This is a genomic window from Shewanella glacialipiscicola (assembly GCF_023283485.1).
Classification (GTDB): domain Bacteria; phylum Pseudomonadota; class Gammaproteobacteria; order Enterobacterales; family Shewanellaceae; genus Shewanella; species Shewanella glacialipiscicola.
Genome location: NZ_JAKILU010000011.1, coordinates 66,271 through 84,936 on the forward strand (window position 1 = coordinate 66,271; position 18,666 = coordinate 84,936).

General features: G+C 44.3%; 16 protein-coding genes. 2 read left to right on the plus strand and 14 right to left on the minus strand.

Annotation, left to right across the window (positions count from 1 at the left end; genetic code table 11):
- Nucleotides 1–21: 21 nt before the first annotated feature.
- From L2717_RS10395 to L2717_RS10445, 11 genes are all read right to left on the minus strand, one after another.
- Nucleotides 22–597, minus strand: a complete 576-nt coding sequence (locus tag L2717_RS10395; protein WP_220772650.1) for a DUF2878 domain-containing protein — start codon at nt 595–597, stop codon at nt 22–24.
- Between the two features lie 47 nt (nt 598–644).
- Nucleotides 645–1,898 (minus strand): SAM-dependent methyltransferase, encoded by a 1,254-nt coding sequence (locus L2717_RS10400; RefSeq protein ID WP_220772649.1) that lies wholly within the window; start codon nt 1,896–1,898, stop codon nt 645–647.
- Between the two features lies 1 nt (nt 1,899).
- Nucleotides 1,900–2,724, minus strand: a complete 825-nt coding sequence (locus L2717_RS10405; protein ID WP_220772648.1) for a DUF1365 domain-containing protein — start codon at nt 2,722–2,724, stop codon at nt 1,900–1,902.
- Nucleotides 2,721–3,971, minus strand: coding sequence for an NAD(P)/FAD-dependent oxidoreductase (locus tag L2717_RS10410; protein ID WP_220772647.1), 1,251 nt, complete (start codon nt 3,969–3,971; stop codon nt 2,721–2,723). The genes L2717_RS10405 and L2717_RS10410 overlap by 4 nt, the downstream gene beginning before the upstream one ends.
- A complete protein-coding gene (locus tag L2717_RS10415) occupies nt 3,971–4,768 on the minus strand; it encodes an SDR family NAD(P)-dependent oxidoreductase (RefSeq protein ID WP_220772646.1) in 798 nt (265 codons plus the stop codon). Before L2717_RS10415 ends, L2717_RS10410 begins: the two co-directional genes overlap by 1 nt.
- Complete coding sequence (locus tag L2717_RS10420) at nt 4,768–5,214, minus strand: nuclear transport factor 2 family protein (protein WP_220772645.1); 447 nt, start codon at nt 5,212–5,214, stop codon at nt 4,768–4,770. The genes L2717_RS10415 and L2717_RS10420 overlap by 1 nt, the downstream gene beginning before the upstream one ends.
- A 23-nt stretch (nt 5,215–5,237) precedes the next feature.
- The gene (gene phrB / locus L2717_RS10425) at nt 5,238–6,722 is read right to left on the minus strand and encodes a deoxyribodipyrimidine photo-lyase (protein ID WP_220772644.1); all 1,485 of its coding nucleotides are present in this window, start codon (nt 6,720–6,722) and stop codon (nt 5,238–5,240) included.
- On the minus strand, nt 6,709–7,737 hold the full coding sequence (locus L2717_RS10430; RefSeq protein WP_220772643.1) for a MerR family transcriptional regulator: 1,029 nt from the start codon (nt 7,735–7,737) through the stop codon (nt 6,709–6,711). Before L2717_RS10430 ends, phrB begins: the two co-directional genes overlap by 14 nt.
- Nucleotides 7,738–7,791: 54 nt before the next feature.
- Nucleotides 7,792–8,745, minus strand: a complete 954-nt coding sequence (locus tag L2717_RS10435) for a YbgA family protein (protein WP_220772642.1) — start codon at nt 8,743–8,745, stop codon at nt 7,792–7,794.
- Nucleotides 8,746–9,135: 390 nt separating this feature from the next.
- Entirely contained in the window at nt 9,136–10,374 is a 1,239-nt protein-coding gene (locus tag L2717_RS10440) for a DEAD/DEAH box helicase (protein ID WP_220772641.1), read from the minus strand.
- Between the two features lie 102 nt (nt 10,375–10,476).
- Nucleotides 10,477–13,158, minus strand: coding sequence for a putative bifunctional diguanylate cyclase/phosphodiesterase (locus tag L2717_RS10445; RefSeq protein WP_220772640.1), 2,682 nt, complete (start codon nt 13,156–13,158; stop codon nt 10,477–10,479).
- Nucleotides 13,159–13,649: 491 nt separating this feature from the next.
- Here L2717_RS10445 and L2717_RS10450 point away from each other — a divergent pair, with 491 nt between their 5' ends.
- Complete coding sequence (locus L2717_RS10450) at nt 13,650–16,067, plus strand: Lon protease family protein (protein ID WP_220772639.1); 2,418 nt, start codon at nt 13,650–13,652, stop codon at nt 16,065–16,067.
- Nucleotides 16,068–16,164: 97 nt separating this feature from the next.
- Here L2717_RS10450 and L2717_RS10455 read toward each other — a convergent pair whose 3' ends face one another.
- A complete protein-coding gene (locus L2717_RS10455) occupies nt 16,165–17,232 on the minus strand; it encodes an alkene reductase (protein WP_220772638.1) in 1,068 nt (355 codons plus the stop codon).
- Nucleotides 17,233–17,364: 132 nt separating this feature from the next.
- Here L2717_RS10455 and L2717_RS10460 point away from each other — a divergent pair, with 132 nt between their 5' ends.
- Complete coding sequence (locus tag L2717_RS10460) at nt 17,365–17,946, plus strand: TetR/AcrR family transcriptional regulator (RefSeq protein WP_220772637.1); 582 nt, start codon at nt 17,365–17,367, stop codon at nt 17,944–17,946.
- A 112-nt stretch (nt 17,947–18,058) separates the two neighbouring features.
- Here the strand turns inward: L2717_RS10460 and L2717_RS10465 are convergent, their stop codons facing one another.
- Nucleotides 18,059–18,337 carry a heavy-metal-associated domain-containing protein gene (locus L2717_RS10465; RefSeq protein ID WP_220772636.1) on the minus strand — a complete coding sequence of 93 codons (279 nt, stop codon included), beginning with the start codon at nt 18,335–18,337 and terminating at the stop codon, nt 18,059–18,061.
- On the minus strand, nt 18,334–18,651 hold the full coding sequence (locus L2717_RS10470) for a hypothetical protein (RefSeq protein ID WP_308445842.1): 318 nt from the start codon (nt 18,649–18,651) through the stop codon (nt 18,334–18,336). The genes L2717_RS10465 and L2717_RS10470 overlap by 4 nt, the downstream gene beginning before the upstream one ends.
- Nucleotides 18,652–18,666: the final 15 nt, after the last annotated feature.

Consider the following 18,666-nt stretch of genomic DNA (forward strand, 5'->3'; position numbering starts at 1 on the left):
CGCTAACCCATTTGATTAATATCAAAATATCGTAAAAGAGCGAGCTTTAGAGCGACGATTGAAACCATAGGGATTGGCACATTGAACCGCAAATGGCAGTAAAATAGACCAAACAACAAATAGAATTAACGCCGAAACCACAGTGCCATAGGGTAAGATCACCGCATCAAATTTTGCCCCAGCCAAATAACTTAACGAGCCAAATATGCCGCCGATGATCGCCTGAAATATTAGTGGTAAAGGCCGTATGAAAGCTAAACTATGATTCAAGCTCAACGAAAAGTGCAACCACAGACAGCCAAGCCACCAAGGAAAAACCGCAAACTCAAACACGCCTAAAACTGACAGCACTGTGTCTATGCCTATTCCCAAAGCAGCAATCTTCAACATCAAGCCCAAATCTATTTTGCGATATTGACTCTTTCCCGATGAAGACAATAAAATAAAATGCACGAATAGCAGCGGTATCGTCAGCAAAAGCGACAAATTAAGCCAAAGCACACTAGACCACCATACGACTTGAAAACTCAGGGCATTATAGAGAACAAAACCCTGATGTTTCGGAAGATGACGAGAGTTAGCTAACATCGATTTCATTTTCCCTCACTGATACCTAAGTAACCTGATGTGATGATCTCCTCCCACTACAGTGATTGTGCTACGGGCAGACGATAATCAGGACGCACTGCAACCAAATGTACAGTGCTAGTCGTACGCTCTAAAAATCCACCTTCACAATAACTTAAGTAGAATTTCCACATGCGGATAAAGTCTTCGCCATAGCCTAATGTGCGGATTTCATCTAGGGCATGGTCAAAATTCTCATGCCAATGCTTTAAGGTTTTAGCGTAATCAAGCCCCATATCATTGAGCGACCAAACCACCATATCCGTTTGCTTGGCAATATGACCCGCCATTTGGCTAATCGAAGGTAAGCAGCCACCAGGGAAGATATAACGTTGAATAAAATCAACGCCTTTGCGATAACTATCGTAACGTTGGTCAGCAATCGTAATAGCTTGCAGCAACATGCGCCCATGGGGTTTTAACAATGACTCCAATTTTTTAAAGAAACCGGGTAAATATTCATGTCCCACTGCTTCAATCATTTCGATGGAAACGACTCTGTCATATTCGCCCGTAAGATTGCGATAATCCTCCGTTAACAGGGTAACTTTATCGCTTAACCCTTCCTGTTCGACACGCGCGTTGGCGTAGGCATATTGAGCATCAGAAATCGTTGTCGTCGTCACATGTACGCCATAATGTTTGGCCGCATAAATTGCCAAAGATCCCCAACCGGTACCGATTTCCAATAAAGTTTGGCCCGGTTGTAAATCGAGTCGCTCACAGATAGTCATTAACTTAAACTGCTGCGCCTCTTGTAAACTGGCTTCTTCATGGGGATACAGCGCACTTGAGTACAGCATTTCTCGGTCGAGAAATTGCTCATACATAGCATTACCTAAATCATAATGGGCAAGAATATTACGCTTTGAACCTTCTTGTGAATTACGATTAAGTACATGCTTAACTCGGTTTATTGTGCCTGTTAACCAAGAGAATTTGGCCTCAATCCTATCAAGCAAAGCTAAATTACGGGCAAACAATTGCACCACTTTGGTTAAATCTGGGCTGGTCCAATGGCCTTGGATATACCCCTCACCCGCGCCAATAGAACCGGCAAGCATCACTTGGCGATAAAAACTCGGATGCTTAACCACCAAGGTGGCATGCAAATCAGTTTGAGCCTCACCAAAACGATAACTCTTATCGCCTTCAACTAAAGTCAAACAGCCATGAGGCAAGCTTTCAAGCGCCTTAAGTAACACCTTACGCGCAATACTGTCGGGCAGTTTCTCTGTGGTGATTGAGGTTTGCGAAGCAGTATTTTCCATGTTATTTCTCCACCTGAGCTGGATGCGGCACAAAAGGCACACGTTTGAAAAAGAGTTTTAGCGCTTGCCAATAAATTCCGAAAAAGATCTTAAGCGTCATAAAAGGGAAGCGAAACAAAAGCGTGCGTAAATTCTTAGCGTTGATAGCTTGGCGTTTCATCACTAAATTGGCGTTAAACAGTTTTTTACTGCCCTCTTGCGCCGACTGGTTTTCGATACCAATATTCAAGCGCTCACTTGGGGCTGACACGTGCCAGAGATAACGCATGTCCAATGACATAAAAGGTGATACGTGAAAAACCTTGTCAGAGGCTTTTGGCGTTGTTAAATCCACCAAATAACAATGACGTTGATCCCAAGGGGTATTGCTCACTTCTGCGAGCATGTATAACGGTGTTTGATTTTGATAACAAAAATAGAAGTTAACTGGGCTGAAATAAATACCAAAATGACGTATCTGACCAACAAACAGTACGCGGTCACATTGCTTAGCCCCACCTAACTCGCTCACTTGCGCCAATACTCGACTCTTTAGTGCTGCCACGCTCGGATCCGCTACAGCCACGGCATTGCTTTGATTGGTTTTCTTCGTAAAAGACCTTAAGTAGTCTTGAGGATTAAATCGCAGTAAAGCGCGATGCTGGCTCGCAAAAACTCGTCCCATAGCGCTAATTTTATCGACTTCATCTAAATCAATGGCCATCAGCGCCATTTCGTAGTCAAAACTATGTTTAATCGGCGTAAAACGGCTGTGAGACACAGTGCCATAATAAATACCGCTATTAAGCTCTGCCACATTGTGCTCTGGCATATTAAGAAGTGTCATAGGCTGACCCCAAAATGTGCGCACACATCAAGTGCACTGCGTACGCCATCTTCATGGAAACCGTTGTGCCAATAAGCGCCGGCAAAATGAGTATGGTTTTGCCCCGAAATCTCTTCACGACGGCTTTGGGCTTTAAGGCTGGCCTCGTTAAATACTGGATGAGCATAGTTAAAACGGCGCAGCACTTTGGACGTATCAATCAATTCTGACTGATTTAAAGTGACACAAAAAGTCGGCGCATTGGCTGGTAACTGCTGCAGAATATTCATGTTATAAGTCACTGAAGCAGGACGTTTTGCATTGCCGTCTAAACGATAATTCCAACTCGCCCACGCGGCTTTGCGCTTTGGCAAAATGGTAGTATCCATGTGCAATACAACATCATTATCTTGGTAACTTAAATCACCCAAAATGGCCTGTTCCGCGGCCGTCGGATCCTTTAACATCCGCAGCGCTTGGTCGCTATGACAGGCGAGGATCACCTCATCAAATTCTAACCACTGCCCGTTAACCTGTAATTTAACGCCATTGTCATGGCGTTCTATAGCCGTGACTGGAGAATTGAGGCGGATATTGTCTTTAAAGGGGGCAATTAAATCAGGAATATAACTACGTGAACCGCCCTGTAGTACATACCATTGCGGCCTGTCACTGATATTTAATAATCCGTGATGCTCAAAAAAACGGATAAAAAACTTTAATGAAAACGAGCGCATATCTTCGATACTGGAAGACCAAATCGCCGCGCCCATCGGTAAAATATAATGCTCAGCAAAAAAGGACGAAAAGTTCTCACTATCTAAGTAATCACCTAAGTTGCCATCAGGATAAATATCTTGTTGATATAGGGCTTTACAGCTTTTGTTAAAACGTAGAATTTCCCTTAAAAAAGCCCAAAAACGCGGATTAAGTAGATTACGCTTTTGGGCAAACAAACTGCCTAAATTATTGCCATTATACTCAAGCCCAGTGAGCGCATTATGTACGCTAAAGCTCATCTCAGTCGGTAATGTCGTGACTTTAAGACGCTTTAATAAACGCTCAAACCGCGGATAAGTTCTGTCGTTAAATACGATAAAACCTGTATCTATGGCATAGGTTTGGCCTTGATGCTCTATATCGACGGTTGCAGTATGCCCACCAATATAATCATTGGCCTCAAATACGGTCACTTGATGCGATTCGCTGAGTAAATGCCCGCAGGTTAATCCAGAAATACCGGTGCCGACGATAGCAATGTTTTTCATCAGTTCTTGTCCTTAAGCGACTTGGATTGGGTGTCGTTTGCCATCATTTTTTGCCACACAAAGGCAGGCAAAAACGACATCAATTTTAATAAATAGGTAAAGCGGCGCGGGAAGTGGATCTCGCGTTTATTATGTTCTAGTCCGTTACGGATGGCTTTTGATGCGGCTTGTACACTCACTTGCATCGGCATAGAAAAATCGTTTTTAGCCGTCAGTGGCGTCGCCACAAAACCAGGACAAATTAAACTCACGCCTATATCACTGTTAACAAGATCAAGCGCCAAACTTGATGCTAAATACTGCACGCCAGCTTTTGAGGCGCCATAGGCTTCTGCACGTGGAAAGGGCAAATAAATAGCGCTAGAGCTCATCAATCCAATGCGCGAGCCCCTAGGCATTAATGGTAAAAATGCCCCAAGGCAGTATCCCATTGCAATTAAATTGGTATGAACAACACGCTCAAATAACGCATCATCAAAGGCTTTAGCATCATCGATGTATTCACAACTGCCGGCATTTAAAATAACTAAATCAAGCTGACGGTCGGTTTGTGTTAATAATTCTGTTAAATCTTGGCCAGCCAGCTGCACTTGGCTGCGCTGGGTAATATCAAAGTTTAGCAGTGTGACAATTCCAAGCTCTTTAAGTGCTAACGCTTCGAGTTTTTGTAGGGAGCGGCCACAGGCAATCACATGCCACCCCAGTGCTAAATAATCCTTTGCCAGTTGCAGCCCAATACCCGAGCTCGCACCTGTAATAAGCACCGTTTTGAGTGTCATCGCGTTAATGGCGTTCATCACTTTGCCGCCCTCGTTTTAAGCAACCGAATGAGCCCACCAACAAAAGGCACCTGCTCATATAGCATTTGTCCAAGGTCAAAATAATCCCTATGGAAATAGATCTTGTCGTTAAATTTGAGCTGACTCATACCGTCAACACGAATCAATTGACCCTTATTTAATTTAGGATGGCGGTACTGCATTTGCCAAAAGAGTGAAGCTTGGCCGTCACTCTGCTGCACTTCTTTGATTTCAAATTGAATGTGTTGCACGTTCTCATATAACTTAGCGAAGTACTGGGTTAATGACTCAAGACCGCTGATTTGATGCATTGGATCAGTGAAGATAATGTCGTCGCCATACACTTGCCCCAGCAGATGCAGATTATTTTTATTTAACGCCTGATACAGTTCAATAAAATTATCCACGAGTGGATTAGGCTTAATCACGGCACTATTTATCATCTGGTTATTGCTCCAATCCTAATCTAGGTAATCGCGGCTTTTTTTAATACGCCCAACACGGTTAACGCCCTGACTCTTGCGGTGCTGTGGTCAACAATCGCACTTGGATAAGCTGTTTGAGTATTAAATAACGGCGCTTCAAACAAAGACGGTGTTTTGGCTGCACTAGGTTGATGTAATTGCTTAATTCCCCAAGATGCGAGCTCTGGTAAGTACTTACGGATGAAGCTGCCATCTGGATCAAACTTTTCGCTCTGGCTTATGGGATTAAAAATACGGAAATAAGGCTGGGCATCACAGCCACAACCTGCAGACCATTGCCAACCGCCATTGTTAGCGGCTAAATCACCGTCAATCAGCTTTTGACGAAAATAACGCTCACCCCAACGCCAATCAATCAACAAATGCTTCGTTAAAAAGCTGGCAACGACCATACGCAGGCGATTGTGCATCCAACCGGTTTGATTAAGCTGTCGCATCGCGGCGTCCACAATTGGGTAGCCCGTTTGCCCCTCACACCATGCCGTGAACTCATCGGGATTATTGCGCCACTGCACTTTATCTGCTTGACGATTAAAATTATGATTCTTAGATAAATCAGAAAATGCCACCAGCAAGTGACGATAAAACTCACGCCAAATAAGCTCATTTAACCAAGTTCGAGCTGGGCTAGTATCATCAACAATCACCTCTGGGAAGCGTTGTAGTAGCGCAGCCACGCATTGCCTTGAACTAAGCACGCCAATCGCCAAATAAGGTGATATTGAACTGGTACCATCGATGGCAGGGAAATCCCTATCTTGCTTATAATCCTGAACTTTCTGTTGAATAAATTCTGATAGTAAGCGCTTAGCCTGCCCTTCTCCCGCGGCCCATAGTTCGCTTGATAGTTTAAGCGTATTGATAAAGGTCAGCTGCGGTGGCTGATTGATGACTGGCCCAAGCGGCGCGGGAACAGCAAGAGGCAAAATAGCTTTGCGGGCGGCGATTTCTCGCCACTTACGACTAAAAGGCGTGAAAACCTTATACATGCCACCGGATAAATTAAGTACGCTACCCGGAGCCAGTAAACAATGCTCGTCAGTTAATACCAAGGGTATGCCTGATTCAATACAAGCTTGGTCGCGTAGTTGCTCGTTAATTTCAGGCTCTTTGCCCGCAAACACTCGAGTGACACTGTGTTGCTGGCAATAATCGAGCATAAACTCTGGCACATCGGCAAAGGTGTCTAGCTGAATAAGCTCAAATGCAACACCTAAACTCGCTAACCCTTGGGCAAGCAAATTAATATGTCTCTCAATAAAATCTAGCTGAATGGGCGCAACATCATGCTGTTGCCACTGGGTTGGCGTAGCGATGTAAATCGCTTTCAATACTGTGCCATTCTCCCTCGCCCAATCACAAGCGACGGTTAACGCCTGATTATCAGCAAGACGTAAATCTTGGCGAAACCACATCAACGCATTTTGATGCTGCAAAGCCATTGAATGATGTTTAGTTGATGTCATGATTTTTCCTAATCTTGTGATGTTCACTGTGACTAACTGCGGCGATTCTTTCTGTGTGTTTGATACTTTTGCGAGCCTTGCTCGTCGAGCGAGCCGATACTTGCCCAATTAAGTCTGCAATTGAAGGTGTATAAAAAGCCGATAAGGACGTTAAAGTCGGTGCGAAGGGGCCAACAAACCGACATGGAAACGTCATTTGCGCTAACACGGCCTGCATTTCTGCTTGTTCAGTCCCCGAGTGATTCGGTTCGGGCAGCAGTAAAAGCGCATCAAGATTAAGCCTATTGCTCAACAGTGACACGCTAGCAATAGTTTGGTTGCCAAGGTCGATAACCGAGGCTCGCAGCGCCGCAAGTTCTAATAATAACAACAGTGAAAAAAGTGTTTTGCTGCGTGTAGAATTAGGCGGTGTCAGTGCTCCATGGGTTAAATTAATCACAGCGATTCGCGCTGACACCGTTTGCCCAGCAAAAGCTGCGCGACCACCGATACGGCTTAGCAGCTCACTCTTTAACCAAGCAATAATTAAGTCAGCGTCGAGTCGCTCGACAACTAAATCATCTAACTGATTCAGCCATGGTTGCAGTAACTTCTCTTTCACAAGTACAAATGGATACAGGCCAATGGCATCATCTAGAATCTGCTGTAACTTATGCTGATTGAAGTCGAATAATGCTGTTGTCAAAGCAATGATTTGCTCGCCCCAGCTATCAACAGCTTGGCTTTGAAGCATTTCATTTGATGATTTAGCTGAACTATTCAGCAAAGGTTTAACCTTGCTGATCGCAACGCCTTTAGCTAGCCATGCATTGATCTCATGAATTTCTTCAATATTATCGCTGGTATACAATCTGTGGCCCTTGGGCGTGCGAGCAGGGATCACTAAGCCAAAACGGCGCTGCCATGCCCTTAAGGTTACGGCGTTAACCCCGGTTAGCGCCGACACTTCACCTATGGGTAATAATACATCGCCGTTAGATTCAATGTCGGTAGCGGACGCTATCATCTGTTTCATATTTCAATATCACCCACTAGAACAAAGCAAAAAAGACTGCCTAACAAAGCTTGGCTAGTAGGCATAACGCAGCTTTAATGCCTCAGGATGGGGATGCAAATACACTTGTTCTTCAATGTAAGGCGTTGGGAATTCGCGCAAATAATGGTTAATAAGTGTAATCGGCACTAATAACGGTAATAAACCTTCGTGATATTTCATTATGGCTTCAGAGAGTTCATTTTTTTGCTCTTTACTCAGATGCTTTTTAAAGTAACCCTGAATATGTTGCAGTGTACTGGTGTGATTTTTACGGGTTGCGTTGATTTTTAAGGCAGTCATAAAGCCTTCAAAATAACGGGTTGCGCTTTGTTCCAGATCGTCGATATGCGCCACTATTGGCCCAAGATCGCGATACCATGTAGGGCTATGTGCCATCAGCAGATATTTATAACGGGAGTGAAATTTAACCAATTTATGCTTAGTTAAACCTTCATGCTTCATTAGCTGCCAATCGTGGTAGGCGTAAACCCGAGTGAAAAAGTTTTCCCTCAGTACTAGGTCATGTAAACGCCCTTCTTCTTCCACCGGCAATAGCGGATAACGTTCCATTAGCTTACGGGCAAATACACCAATACCAGATTTAGAACCATTATTGGTGCCAATTTTGTACACTGTAACGCGTTCCATCCCACAGGTAGGCGACTTAGCGCAAAGCAAATATCCACCTAGAAAGTCCAGTTCTTGCACCTTACTCTCACTGTACTCGTTGAGTTTGTCAGTGACATCTAAGCTGCCATCACCGCTTTGCACTAATACGGTTTCACCATCACGGACTAAGCGAATGCTTTTACGCGGCGCCCCGAGGCCAATCGCCATTTCAGGACAGACGGGAACATAATCGAAAAATTGCTTAATTTCTTGATTACAATAGGTCGAATTTTTATGTCCACCATCAAAACGAACCTTCTCGCCTAAAAGGCAAGCACTGATCCCTATCTGAATTCGCTGCGGGTTAAACTTGTACATAAGTAAGCTCCTTGTATAACTATAACTTTCATTACGGCTCATACTTGTACAAGGATCAAGTTTTTGTATAGATATTTTTAAATATTGTTGGATTATCTCCTGTAAAACGCAAAACATTGCTGTATCGGTGTGCTTTACAGTAAAGCATGGAGTTACAAGATGAGTAACCCACACTCAGGATAAGTATATAAACGAGGGAATAAGAGATGAGCCTAACAAGACGAATAGAATAACGAACATTATCAAGCCTAAATTATTTTTTACGCTTGATAATGAGCCGTTCATAGGTTTACATAAGCCAATTACAACCCCATGCATCATCCATGATATGCAAACAGCTTTACTAATTTAACGCGGTAGATGAGTATCTAATGCTTATTACAATTTCAGCTATCTACTGCCATTTTTGCCTAATGCGCGTTTCTTGGCTCGCTGTTTTTGAGCCGCTTTACCGTTGCGTTTTGGCTCAGCTTCCATCTTATTAAAGTCGGGCTCAAAGCCGGGTAACCATTGTTGCGGTAAGCGTTTGTCGAGAACCACCTCAACTTCCTCCAGTAGTAGAGCATCATCTTGACTAAAGAGCGTGATAGCCAGCCCTGCACTGCCCGCTCGGCCTGTGCGGCCAATTCGGTGAATATAATCCTGCGCAATAAACGGCAACTCAAAGTTAATCACGTATTTGAGTTCAACAATATCTAAGCCACGGGCGGCGACATCTGTAGCCACCAGCACTTGAATTTTGCCTTGTTTAAACTCCTGCAATACTTTCTCGCGCGCACCTTGGGATAAATCTCCGTGAAAAGCCTGCGTGATAATATTGGCTTTATTAAGCTGCAAAGCGAGCTTATCGACGCCTTGTTTAGTTCGGCTAAAAATCAACACTTGTTGCCAATTTTTACTGCGCACTAAATGACTAACCAGTTCCGTTTTACGGTCGGCATCAACGGCGTAAACAACTTGCTCAATTTCAGTGGCGGTAGTGTTGCGCTTGGCAACTTCAATCAACTTGGGATCGCGCAGTAGCGTTTTGCTTAAGCTAAAAATAGCGGCATCTAAAGTGGCAGAAAATAATAACGTTTGCCTGTCTCTGGGTACTTGCTTAAGCACTGCCGTAATTTCATCCATAAACCCCATATCGAGCATACGGTCGGCCTCATCAAACACTAGCATACTCAGCTGCTTAAGACTTAGTACACCTTGTCTGAGATGATCGAGTAAGCGGCCCGGTGTTGCCACTAATACATCAATCCCTGTATTAAAAACGGCCGCCTGCGCATCAATACTCACGCCGCCGTAGGCGATACCGACACGAATATCGCTTCCTTTAGCATACTTAACAAAGCTCTGTTGTACCTGCACCGCCAACTCCCGCGTTGGCACTAATACTAATGCGCGTATTGGCCTAACTGCGGCTAAATCTGGCGAGGGGCAAAGTGTTAATAAATGATGCAAGATGGGCAATGCAAATGCGGCTGTTTTACCCGTACCCGTTTGCGCGCCAGCCATAACATCGCGTTTCGCTAAAATGGCGGGAATAGCTTCCAATTGGATAGGCGTTGGCGTTTCATAACCCAGATTGGCTAAGGTGCTCACTAACGTGGAGTTTAAGGATAAAACACTAAAAGACATAACAGAGCACCGCAAAAAATAGTGTGCAGAATTTTAACAGACACAGACCTAAGCGACTAGGTGTATGACGCTAGTCTGTTATGCATTGGGGTTAAACCCATTTCACGATAAAAATGCGTCGAGATCCTGCGGAAGTTGTGGACGACTAAAGAGATAACCTTGGGCTTGATCGCACTTATTTTGCAGCAGAAAATCCGCTTGCTCTTGGGTTTCAACGCCTTCGGCGATAATTTCGAGCTTCAACGCATGCCCAAGTGCAATCACAGCTTTAGCGATAGCGGTATTATTGGTATCAAAGGGAATATCCCGCACGAAGGATTGGTCAATCTTAAGTTTATGGATAGGTAACTTTTTCAAATAATTTAGTGACGAATAACCGGTACCAAAATCATCTACCGATAATTCGATGCCGAGATCGCCAAGTCGCTTTAAATCACTAATGGCTACATCTGGGTTTTGCATCATTACACTTTCGGTCACTTCAAGTTCTAAGTGTTTGGCTGGTAAACCCGTTTCGGCTAGAACACGTTTTACATCATCAACAAACGAGCTGCGTTGTAACTGCTGTCCGGCGACGTTCACCGCAATACGGCCAAAGTGTTTGCCGTCGCTAAGCCAGCGCACGCCCTGACGACAGGCGGTTTCTAACACCCATAAGCCTATTTCATGAATAAGACCAATTTTTTCAGCCACAGGAATAAATACCGACGGTGAAATTAAACCAAGCAAGGGATCATGCCAACGCAATAATGCTTCAAAGCCTACTGTTTTGCGGGTCACTAAATCTAATTTGGGCTGATACATCAGATACAAAGCATTTTGTTCAATGGCACCATAGAGGGCGCTTTGCAGCTTAAGGTGTTCCAATGACAGTTGAGTTAAAGACTCGGTATAAAAAGCATAATTATTACGGCCATCATTTTTGGCGCGATACATAGCAGCATCGGCGTTACGCAGTAAAGTGGCGGCATCTTGTCCATCGCTCGGGTACAAAGAAACTCCCATGCTCGCGGTTAAACGTAAGTGATCGCCCGTGCTCACAATAAAAGGCTGTTCAAAGACTTGCCGCAGTTGATTAATGGCAATCGTAGCATCATCACTACTATCAATCCCCGAAATTAATACCACAAATTCATCACCGCCAATCCGCGATAACACATCTTGCCCGGCAACTTGACCGCGTAATCGTTTGGCAAGTTCAACCAACATTTCATCCCCTATGCTATGACCAAAGCTGTCGTTGATATGCTTGAACAAATCAACATCTATCATCACAATGGCTAACTGTATGTTCAACCGCTTAGCGTGTCGCACTTCTTGTTTGAGCTGCATCATAAACTTCATGCGATTGGGTAAGTGCGTTAGTGGGTCGAAATAGGCTAAGTGCGTGAGTTGCGCTTCATTCTCTTTCTGGGCTGAAATATCGGCAAACACGGCCACAAAATAGCGAATATCCCCCACTTCATCATAGATAGTACTGATAGTGATATTTTGCGGGAAAATAGTACCATTTTTACGTCGATTCCAAACCTCACCATTCCACTTGCCGTCAGCCAACAATGTGCTCCACAGTGTATCGAAGAATGCTTTATCGTGCCGACCCGAGCTAAAAATCCGTGGATTTTGACCGAGTAACTCTTCCCTCGTATAGCCTGTTATCTCAAAAAACGCGCCATTAACATCAGTAATATTACCGTGTCTATCTGTTACTACAACGCCTTCAAAGGAGTGTTTAAATACATTGGTCGCCAGCGTCAGTTTATCTTCAACGGCTTTGTACTTTGAAATATTGCGCGTCATCCCGATAACCCCAGCGAACTCACCGGCAGCATTAAACGCAGGCAGTTTTAGGGTTTCTAACCAAAGATGGGGTTTAGACTCTGCGCCAGCTAAGCACTCAGCGACAATAATAGGCGTACCCGATTCAATCGCAAATCGGTCACCTTCTAGGTAGCTATCTGCTGTATCGGCGCCAAAAAGTTCTACATCGGAATGCCCAATGATCTCATTGCGTTGCTTTGCCCATGCTTGTTCGACGCTACGATTACACAAAGTGTATATACCATAGGTATTTTTCATCCAGATATGTTCGTCAAAACTATCAATGAATGATTGTAAATCAATCACATCAATATTATTGGGCGTGCCACGATTGAGCGATTCTGTGGCGTTATGCAGGCGTAATATGTCAGCTAACTGCCGTTGAATACTGTCGCCGACAAGCTTAGTAAGCTGCAATGTTTTAGCATCAACACCCTGTGGCTCATTATGGTAAAAACATAAGAAGCCAAAATTGGCCCCTGATGGCCAAGCAAGTGGGATAAAAATGACACTACCGATAACAATACTGGTGCACCAAGCTGGGTGAAGCTGAGTATCCGTAATCAACTCGGCCTCACCCACTAACGCTGATAATTGCGAGGGGGATAAAAATGTGCAGTGCTGATTAACCTCTAGCGGCGACGATTGCAAAATGGGTTCGCTCAAGCTAACTCGCTTATCCTGAATGGTGTTTTGAGCGGCGTAATCTTTAATGTAACGGTCAGTGGTAAATGCAGATGAGGTAGTCGTAGGGTTGGGGTTAGCAATATTTCTGCCACTCAACTGGGTTAGTATTGCCTGTATTTCGTTTTCAACAACGGCGTCTGAACATAACAAACTACTCAGCTCACCCACTGCATTCCATGTTAATAGCGTGGCTTTACAGTTTGATATGCCAGCGATTAAATTTAAGTCAGCTAACCAGAGGTCAAGTTGTTGCTGCGAAATGGGCACATTCATCATCTTATCTAACACCTAGTTACTACTTAATGCACTTGCGGTTAGAACGCTACAGAGCCAAACGTATACTCGATAGAATTCTACAGATAAGCGTTAATCAAACAAAAAACATTCTGTATCTCAATTCAATACACATCAATTAATGCCAATTTCAGCTCCTACACAACGGTATCATATCGGCCTTTAACTACTTTAGAGGTCAAACCATTCACTGTCGTGATACTTGTCTAACGAGCCACACCAATCAAGTTCAATTCAATCAATATTCCCCAACAACTTTAGCACAAAAAATGAACACACCATTTCAACAAGTTAAATGGCTAACAATGACTTATCCGTTAATGAACTAAGTATAGATACAGTGCCACGCGGTTCTTTTCGCGCTAGAGCACCTCGCCCTACCAACATAAATAGTCAATTACGAATTTATGTTTGACAAAAATGCTATCTTATTGTCTACAATGGAAATAATAAGGCTAAAAATAAGGATACTTATGCCCACTGACGTCGTATCAAGCCAAGCCATGCTACTAAACAGCAAACAACTGTATCGCATTTGCGAACTCGAACAATTAAGCAAAGATTGTCAGTCTACGGCCGAACTCACTCCACTTGACGATATTGTGGGCCAAGAGCGCGCCCAGCAAGCGGTAGAGTTTGCGATGGGGATTAAAGAAAAGGGCTATAACATTTATGCCATAGGTCAAAACGGTTTAGGTAAACGCACTATGATGCTGCGTTACTTAAGCCGCCACGAACCCAGCGATCATACTTTGTACGATTGGTGTTATGTGGTCAATTTTGATGATACTCGTAGTCCAAAAGTGCTCAAACTCAATGCAGGTACTGGGCTTGAGTTTAAAAAGTCTGTCGAAAAGTTAATGTTAAAGCTGGTCAAAGCTATGCCCTTAGCCTTTGATAATGAAATGTATTATGCCCGCACCGAAAAACTCAAAAGCCAACTAGCACAAAAACAAGAAGTAGCACTCACAGAATTAACCGAAGAAGCGAAGCAAAAAGGCATAAGCCTCAGTTTAACCCTGCAGGGCGACTATCAAATGGTGGCGCTAAATGGTGAAGAACCCCACGACGAAAGCTCATTTGAAGCACTGACAGAGGCTGAACGTAACCAATTTGAAAGTAATATCAATGGCCTTGAAGTTAAGCTGCGCGGCATTATTCGCCAGATAACTGAATGGGAAGAAGAGTTTAGCGATAAGCAGCAAGAGCATGACGAGCAAGTTGCCAAAGAAGTGTTAATTCATTTTATTAAGCCACTCAAAGATAAGTTTAAACATCAGCCTGAGGCGCGCACTTTCTTAACGGGTATGCAGGCAGATATCTTAGATAATCTGGACATTTTTTTAGAAGAAAGCGAAGAACAATTGGGCCTAGCCTACGCATCACTTGAAAAGAAAATGCCTCGCCGCTATCAAGTTAACGTTTTGGTCGGCCAAGGAACGCAAAAATTCCCCATCGTCGTCGAAGAAAGCCCCAGTTATCACAGCTTATTTGGCTATGTAGAAAACGCCACGTTTAGAGGCACTGTGTTCACCGACTTTTCGCTTATTCGCTCAGGTAGCCTGCACAAAGCTAACGGCGGCGTACTGTTGATGGACGCCGTTAAAGTATTAGAGCGCCCTTATGTGTGGGACGGACTCAAGCGTGCCCTGCGTTCACGCAAACTGGATTTAAGCTCACTCGAACGGGAAGTTTCGCTATCAGGTACAATTTCACTGGCACCTGAACCTATCCCGTTAGATGTGAAAATTATTCTTTTTGGCGATCATGAAACCTATCAGCTGTTACAGCATTATGATCCTGATTTTAGTGAGTTATTTCGTGTTACCGCTGACTTTGAAGATCTGATGGACAGAACTCCAACCTCTGAGGCGCACTATGCTCGTTTTATTTCTAGCATAGTGCACGATAACAACATGCTGCACTGCGACCGCGCCGCCATAGCCCGTATCATTGAATACAGCTCACGTGAAGCTGAAGATCAGCAAAAGCTGTCGCTGCACTCGGCTAATGTGGCTAACCTGCTGCGAGAATCCAACTACTGCGCAAAATTAGCAGGCAGTGAACAAATTTCAGTGCTACACGTTGAGCAAGCGTTACGTAATCAAGAGCAACGAGTCTCGCGCCTACACGACAACATAATGCAAAGCTTTAGCAACGGCACAACCTTGATCAGCACTCAAGGTAAGGTGGTCGGACAAATCAATGCGTTATCTGTGATATCGACCTCAGATCACCAGTTTGGTATGCCTAATCGCATCACAGCAACCACGGCCTTTGGTAAGGGTGAGGTGATGGATATCGAGCACAGAGTCAAACTTGGAGGGCAAATTCATTCTAAGGGCGTACTGATCTTAACCGCTTATTTAGCCTCAGTGTTAGGTAAAACTGCGCACATCCCGCTCACTACTTACCTCACCTTCGAGCAATCTTACAGCGGCGTGGACGGCGATAGCGCCTCAATGGCCGAATGTTGCGCCATTATCTCAGCCATTAGTGAGCAAGCACTCAGGCAAGATATTGCCATAACCGGTTCGATGAACCAGTTTGGTGAGGCGCAGCCTATTGGCGGCGTGAATGAAAAGATTGAAGGCTTTTTTGATGTTTGCAAAATCAAGGGCCGCTCAGCAGAGCAAGGGGTGATTATTCCCGCCTCGAACGTCGCCAACCTAATGCTGCGTAAAGATATTGTCGATGCGGTTGCACTTGGGGAGTTTCACATTTGGGCTATCACCCATGTAACTCAGGCAATGGAGCTACTACTGGGTAAAAATGCCGGAAGTTTGTCGCCAACGGCATTACCGAACTCAGGGCAATATGCTCCAGAGAGTATTTTTGGCATCGCCCAACAAAAACTCACAGCACTAAGAGCATTGGCTAAAACAGATTAAACCATCGCACTAATCAAAACAGCGTAAACCACGCAAATAAAAAGGGTTAGCAAATGCTAACCCTTTCTTTATTAAGTTATTCAGCTATTAAGCACAATCACACTAAGCTTGTTAACATTTCGTCGCTGTAAGGCACGAGTTCAACGCCATCACGCACGCGGGCAACATAATCAGGATTGGCAATAAAGGGACGACCGATAGCAATTAAGTCGAACTTATCCGTTGCAATCGCTTCGCTCGCAGATTGGGCGCTGTAGCTTCCGACTCCGACTAAGGTTTTACCATAGTGGGCGCGCACATAGCTTGAAGCGTTGCCGTCAAGATAGTCGAACTGCATGCTGTCATCAAAAATACCAATATGCAAAAAGGCGATATCGCGCGACTCAAGCTCAGGTAAAAAATAATCAAACACTGCACGGTCACGGCTATCGGCTGCCATGTTGAAATATGCGCCCGGAGAAATCCGTAAACCAGTTCTGTCTTTGCCAATACGCTCCGCGACAGCATCGACCACTTCCAGTGCAAAACGCGACATATTGGCAGGTGTACCACCATATTCATCGGTGCGGCGGTTGCTGTCATGGTGTAAAAAGGTATCAATTAAATAACCATTAGCACCGTGAATTTCAACACCATCAAACCCAGCTTCAATGGCATTTTCTGCCGCTTTGGCGTAATCACGCACTAAACCTTGAATATCCTCGAGCGTGGCAGCTTTTGGCGTGACATAAGTTAGCTCACGCATTCTGGGTACGCTGCCTTCAATCTTTTGTGCTGATGCGGCAAGTACATCGCCACCACCGAAAAAGTGTGGATGAGATACACGGCCGGTATGCCATAACTGTACAAAAATCTTACCGTCTTTAGCATGTACTGCATCGGTCACTTTGCGCCAGCCGGCTATTTGCGCTTGAGTAAAAATACCCGGAGTATTGGGGTAACCTTGGCCATCAGGACGAATAATCGTCGCCTCAGTGATAATCAAACCTGCTTCGGCGCGGCGTTCATAATAAGCAACCATATCGTCGGTTGGCACCAAATTAGCATCCGCCATACAACGGGTTAATGGAGCCATAAGAATACGATTTTTTAAGCTAATAGTGTCGTTAAGCGAGTAGGTTTCGAACAGATTAGCCAATAGATTTGGCGCAGTTTGTGTGGTCATTTTTCTGGTCCCATTCTTGAATATGCGTTCAAGATATTATTATTTGAATGATCATTCAAGTTTATTTTTGAATGTCTGTTCAAATTTAGGTAGAATTTCGCCTAAGTATGTCAACTAGGTGAATTAAATTCGATGCGTAATGCAGAGTTCGATCGAGAACAGGTACTTCGCGGCGCTATGGCCGCCTTCATGCACAAGGGTTACACCAAAACGAGCATGCAAGATCTCACTCAAGCCACGGGGTTACATCCAGGGTCGATTTACTGTGCTTTCACCAATAAACGCGGATTATTAATCGCAGCCATTGAACAGTATCAACTAGATAGGAGCGAGCAATTTAACCGTTTGTTTGCCAATAGCGATAATGTGCTCGCCAATTTGAAAACCTACTTAGATTATCTGGTTATTGAGTGCTTAAGTTGCGATAGTGGCCAAGTCTGCCTATTGACTAAGGCGCTCAATGAAATTGCAGAACAAGATGTTGAAATCCAAAACATCATCAACCAGTATCTGCAAGCCATGCAGTTGGCGTTGATGCAACAATTCGCCGCCGCGAAACTGCAAGGTTTGTTGCAAGGCCATCGCAGCAGCGAGCAAAGAGCACAATATTTAATGATGGGAATTTATGGTTTAAGAACTTTCGCCCACACTCACCCTGAAGCGGAAACCTTACAACATCTTGCCGAACAATTACTGACTGACGTTTGCCAATAAGCCATTTCACGCTCAATTTTAAACGACGTAAAATGGCCTATACGAGCGGGATAAAACCGATATTTGGCCGCACTTAACGATACGATGTGTTCCGATAAACGCAGCTTTTTAGTTAGTTCTCTATTTTATTAATACTGCCCTTATACCCCGTTTTATCGACCGCCTTGAGCAAGATGTCTAGATTAAAATCCTCAGGCACAGTCACTATGGCTTGCTCGGTTTTTAACGAAGCCTTAGCCTTAATCACACCATCGGTTTGTCGCAAGGCTTTATTGACGACAGTGACGCATAGCGGACAGGTCATACCCTTAACATCTAAGGTAACTTGCCGATTTGCCGCCCAGCTCGATACTGAACAAAGAATTAAGGCAATAAATAATACTAACTTCATTCAAAAACCTCTAATAACCAAGGTAATACAAAGGGATATAACTGAAACGCCAGCACAATAGGCACAGTTAACCAGTAGAGCCATACCATCTGAGTACGGCTTAACGTCGCGGTGCACAATGGTTTTTTCGCAAAATAGAGCCGCCAAAATCCCATTAAGATAAGCCCAGTCGACAATATCAACATAGGTACTTGCAACCAGCTTAGTTGCTCTATCCCCGACAAACTCGCGGCCGACACACCGAACACCAAATAAATAAGTGGGGCAATGCAGCACAAACTTGAAGCCACAGCAGCAATAACGGCAGCGGCCATAGTCGCAAAAAGTCC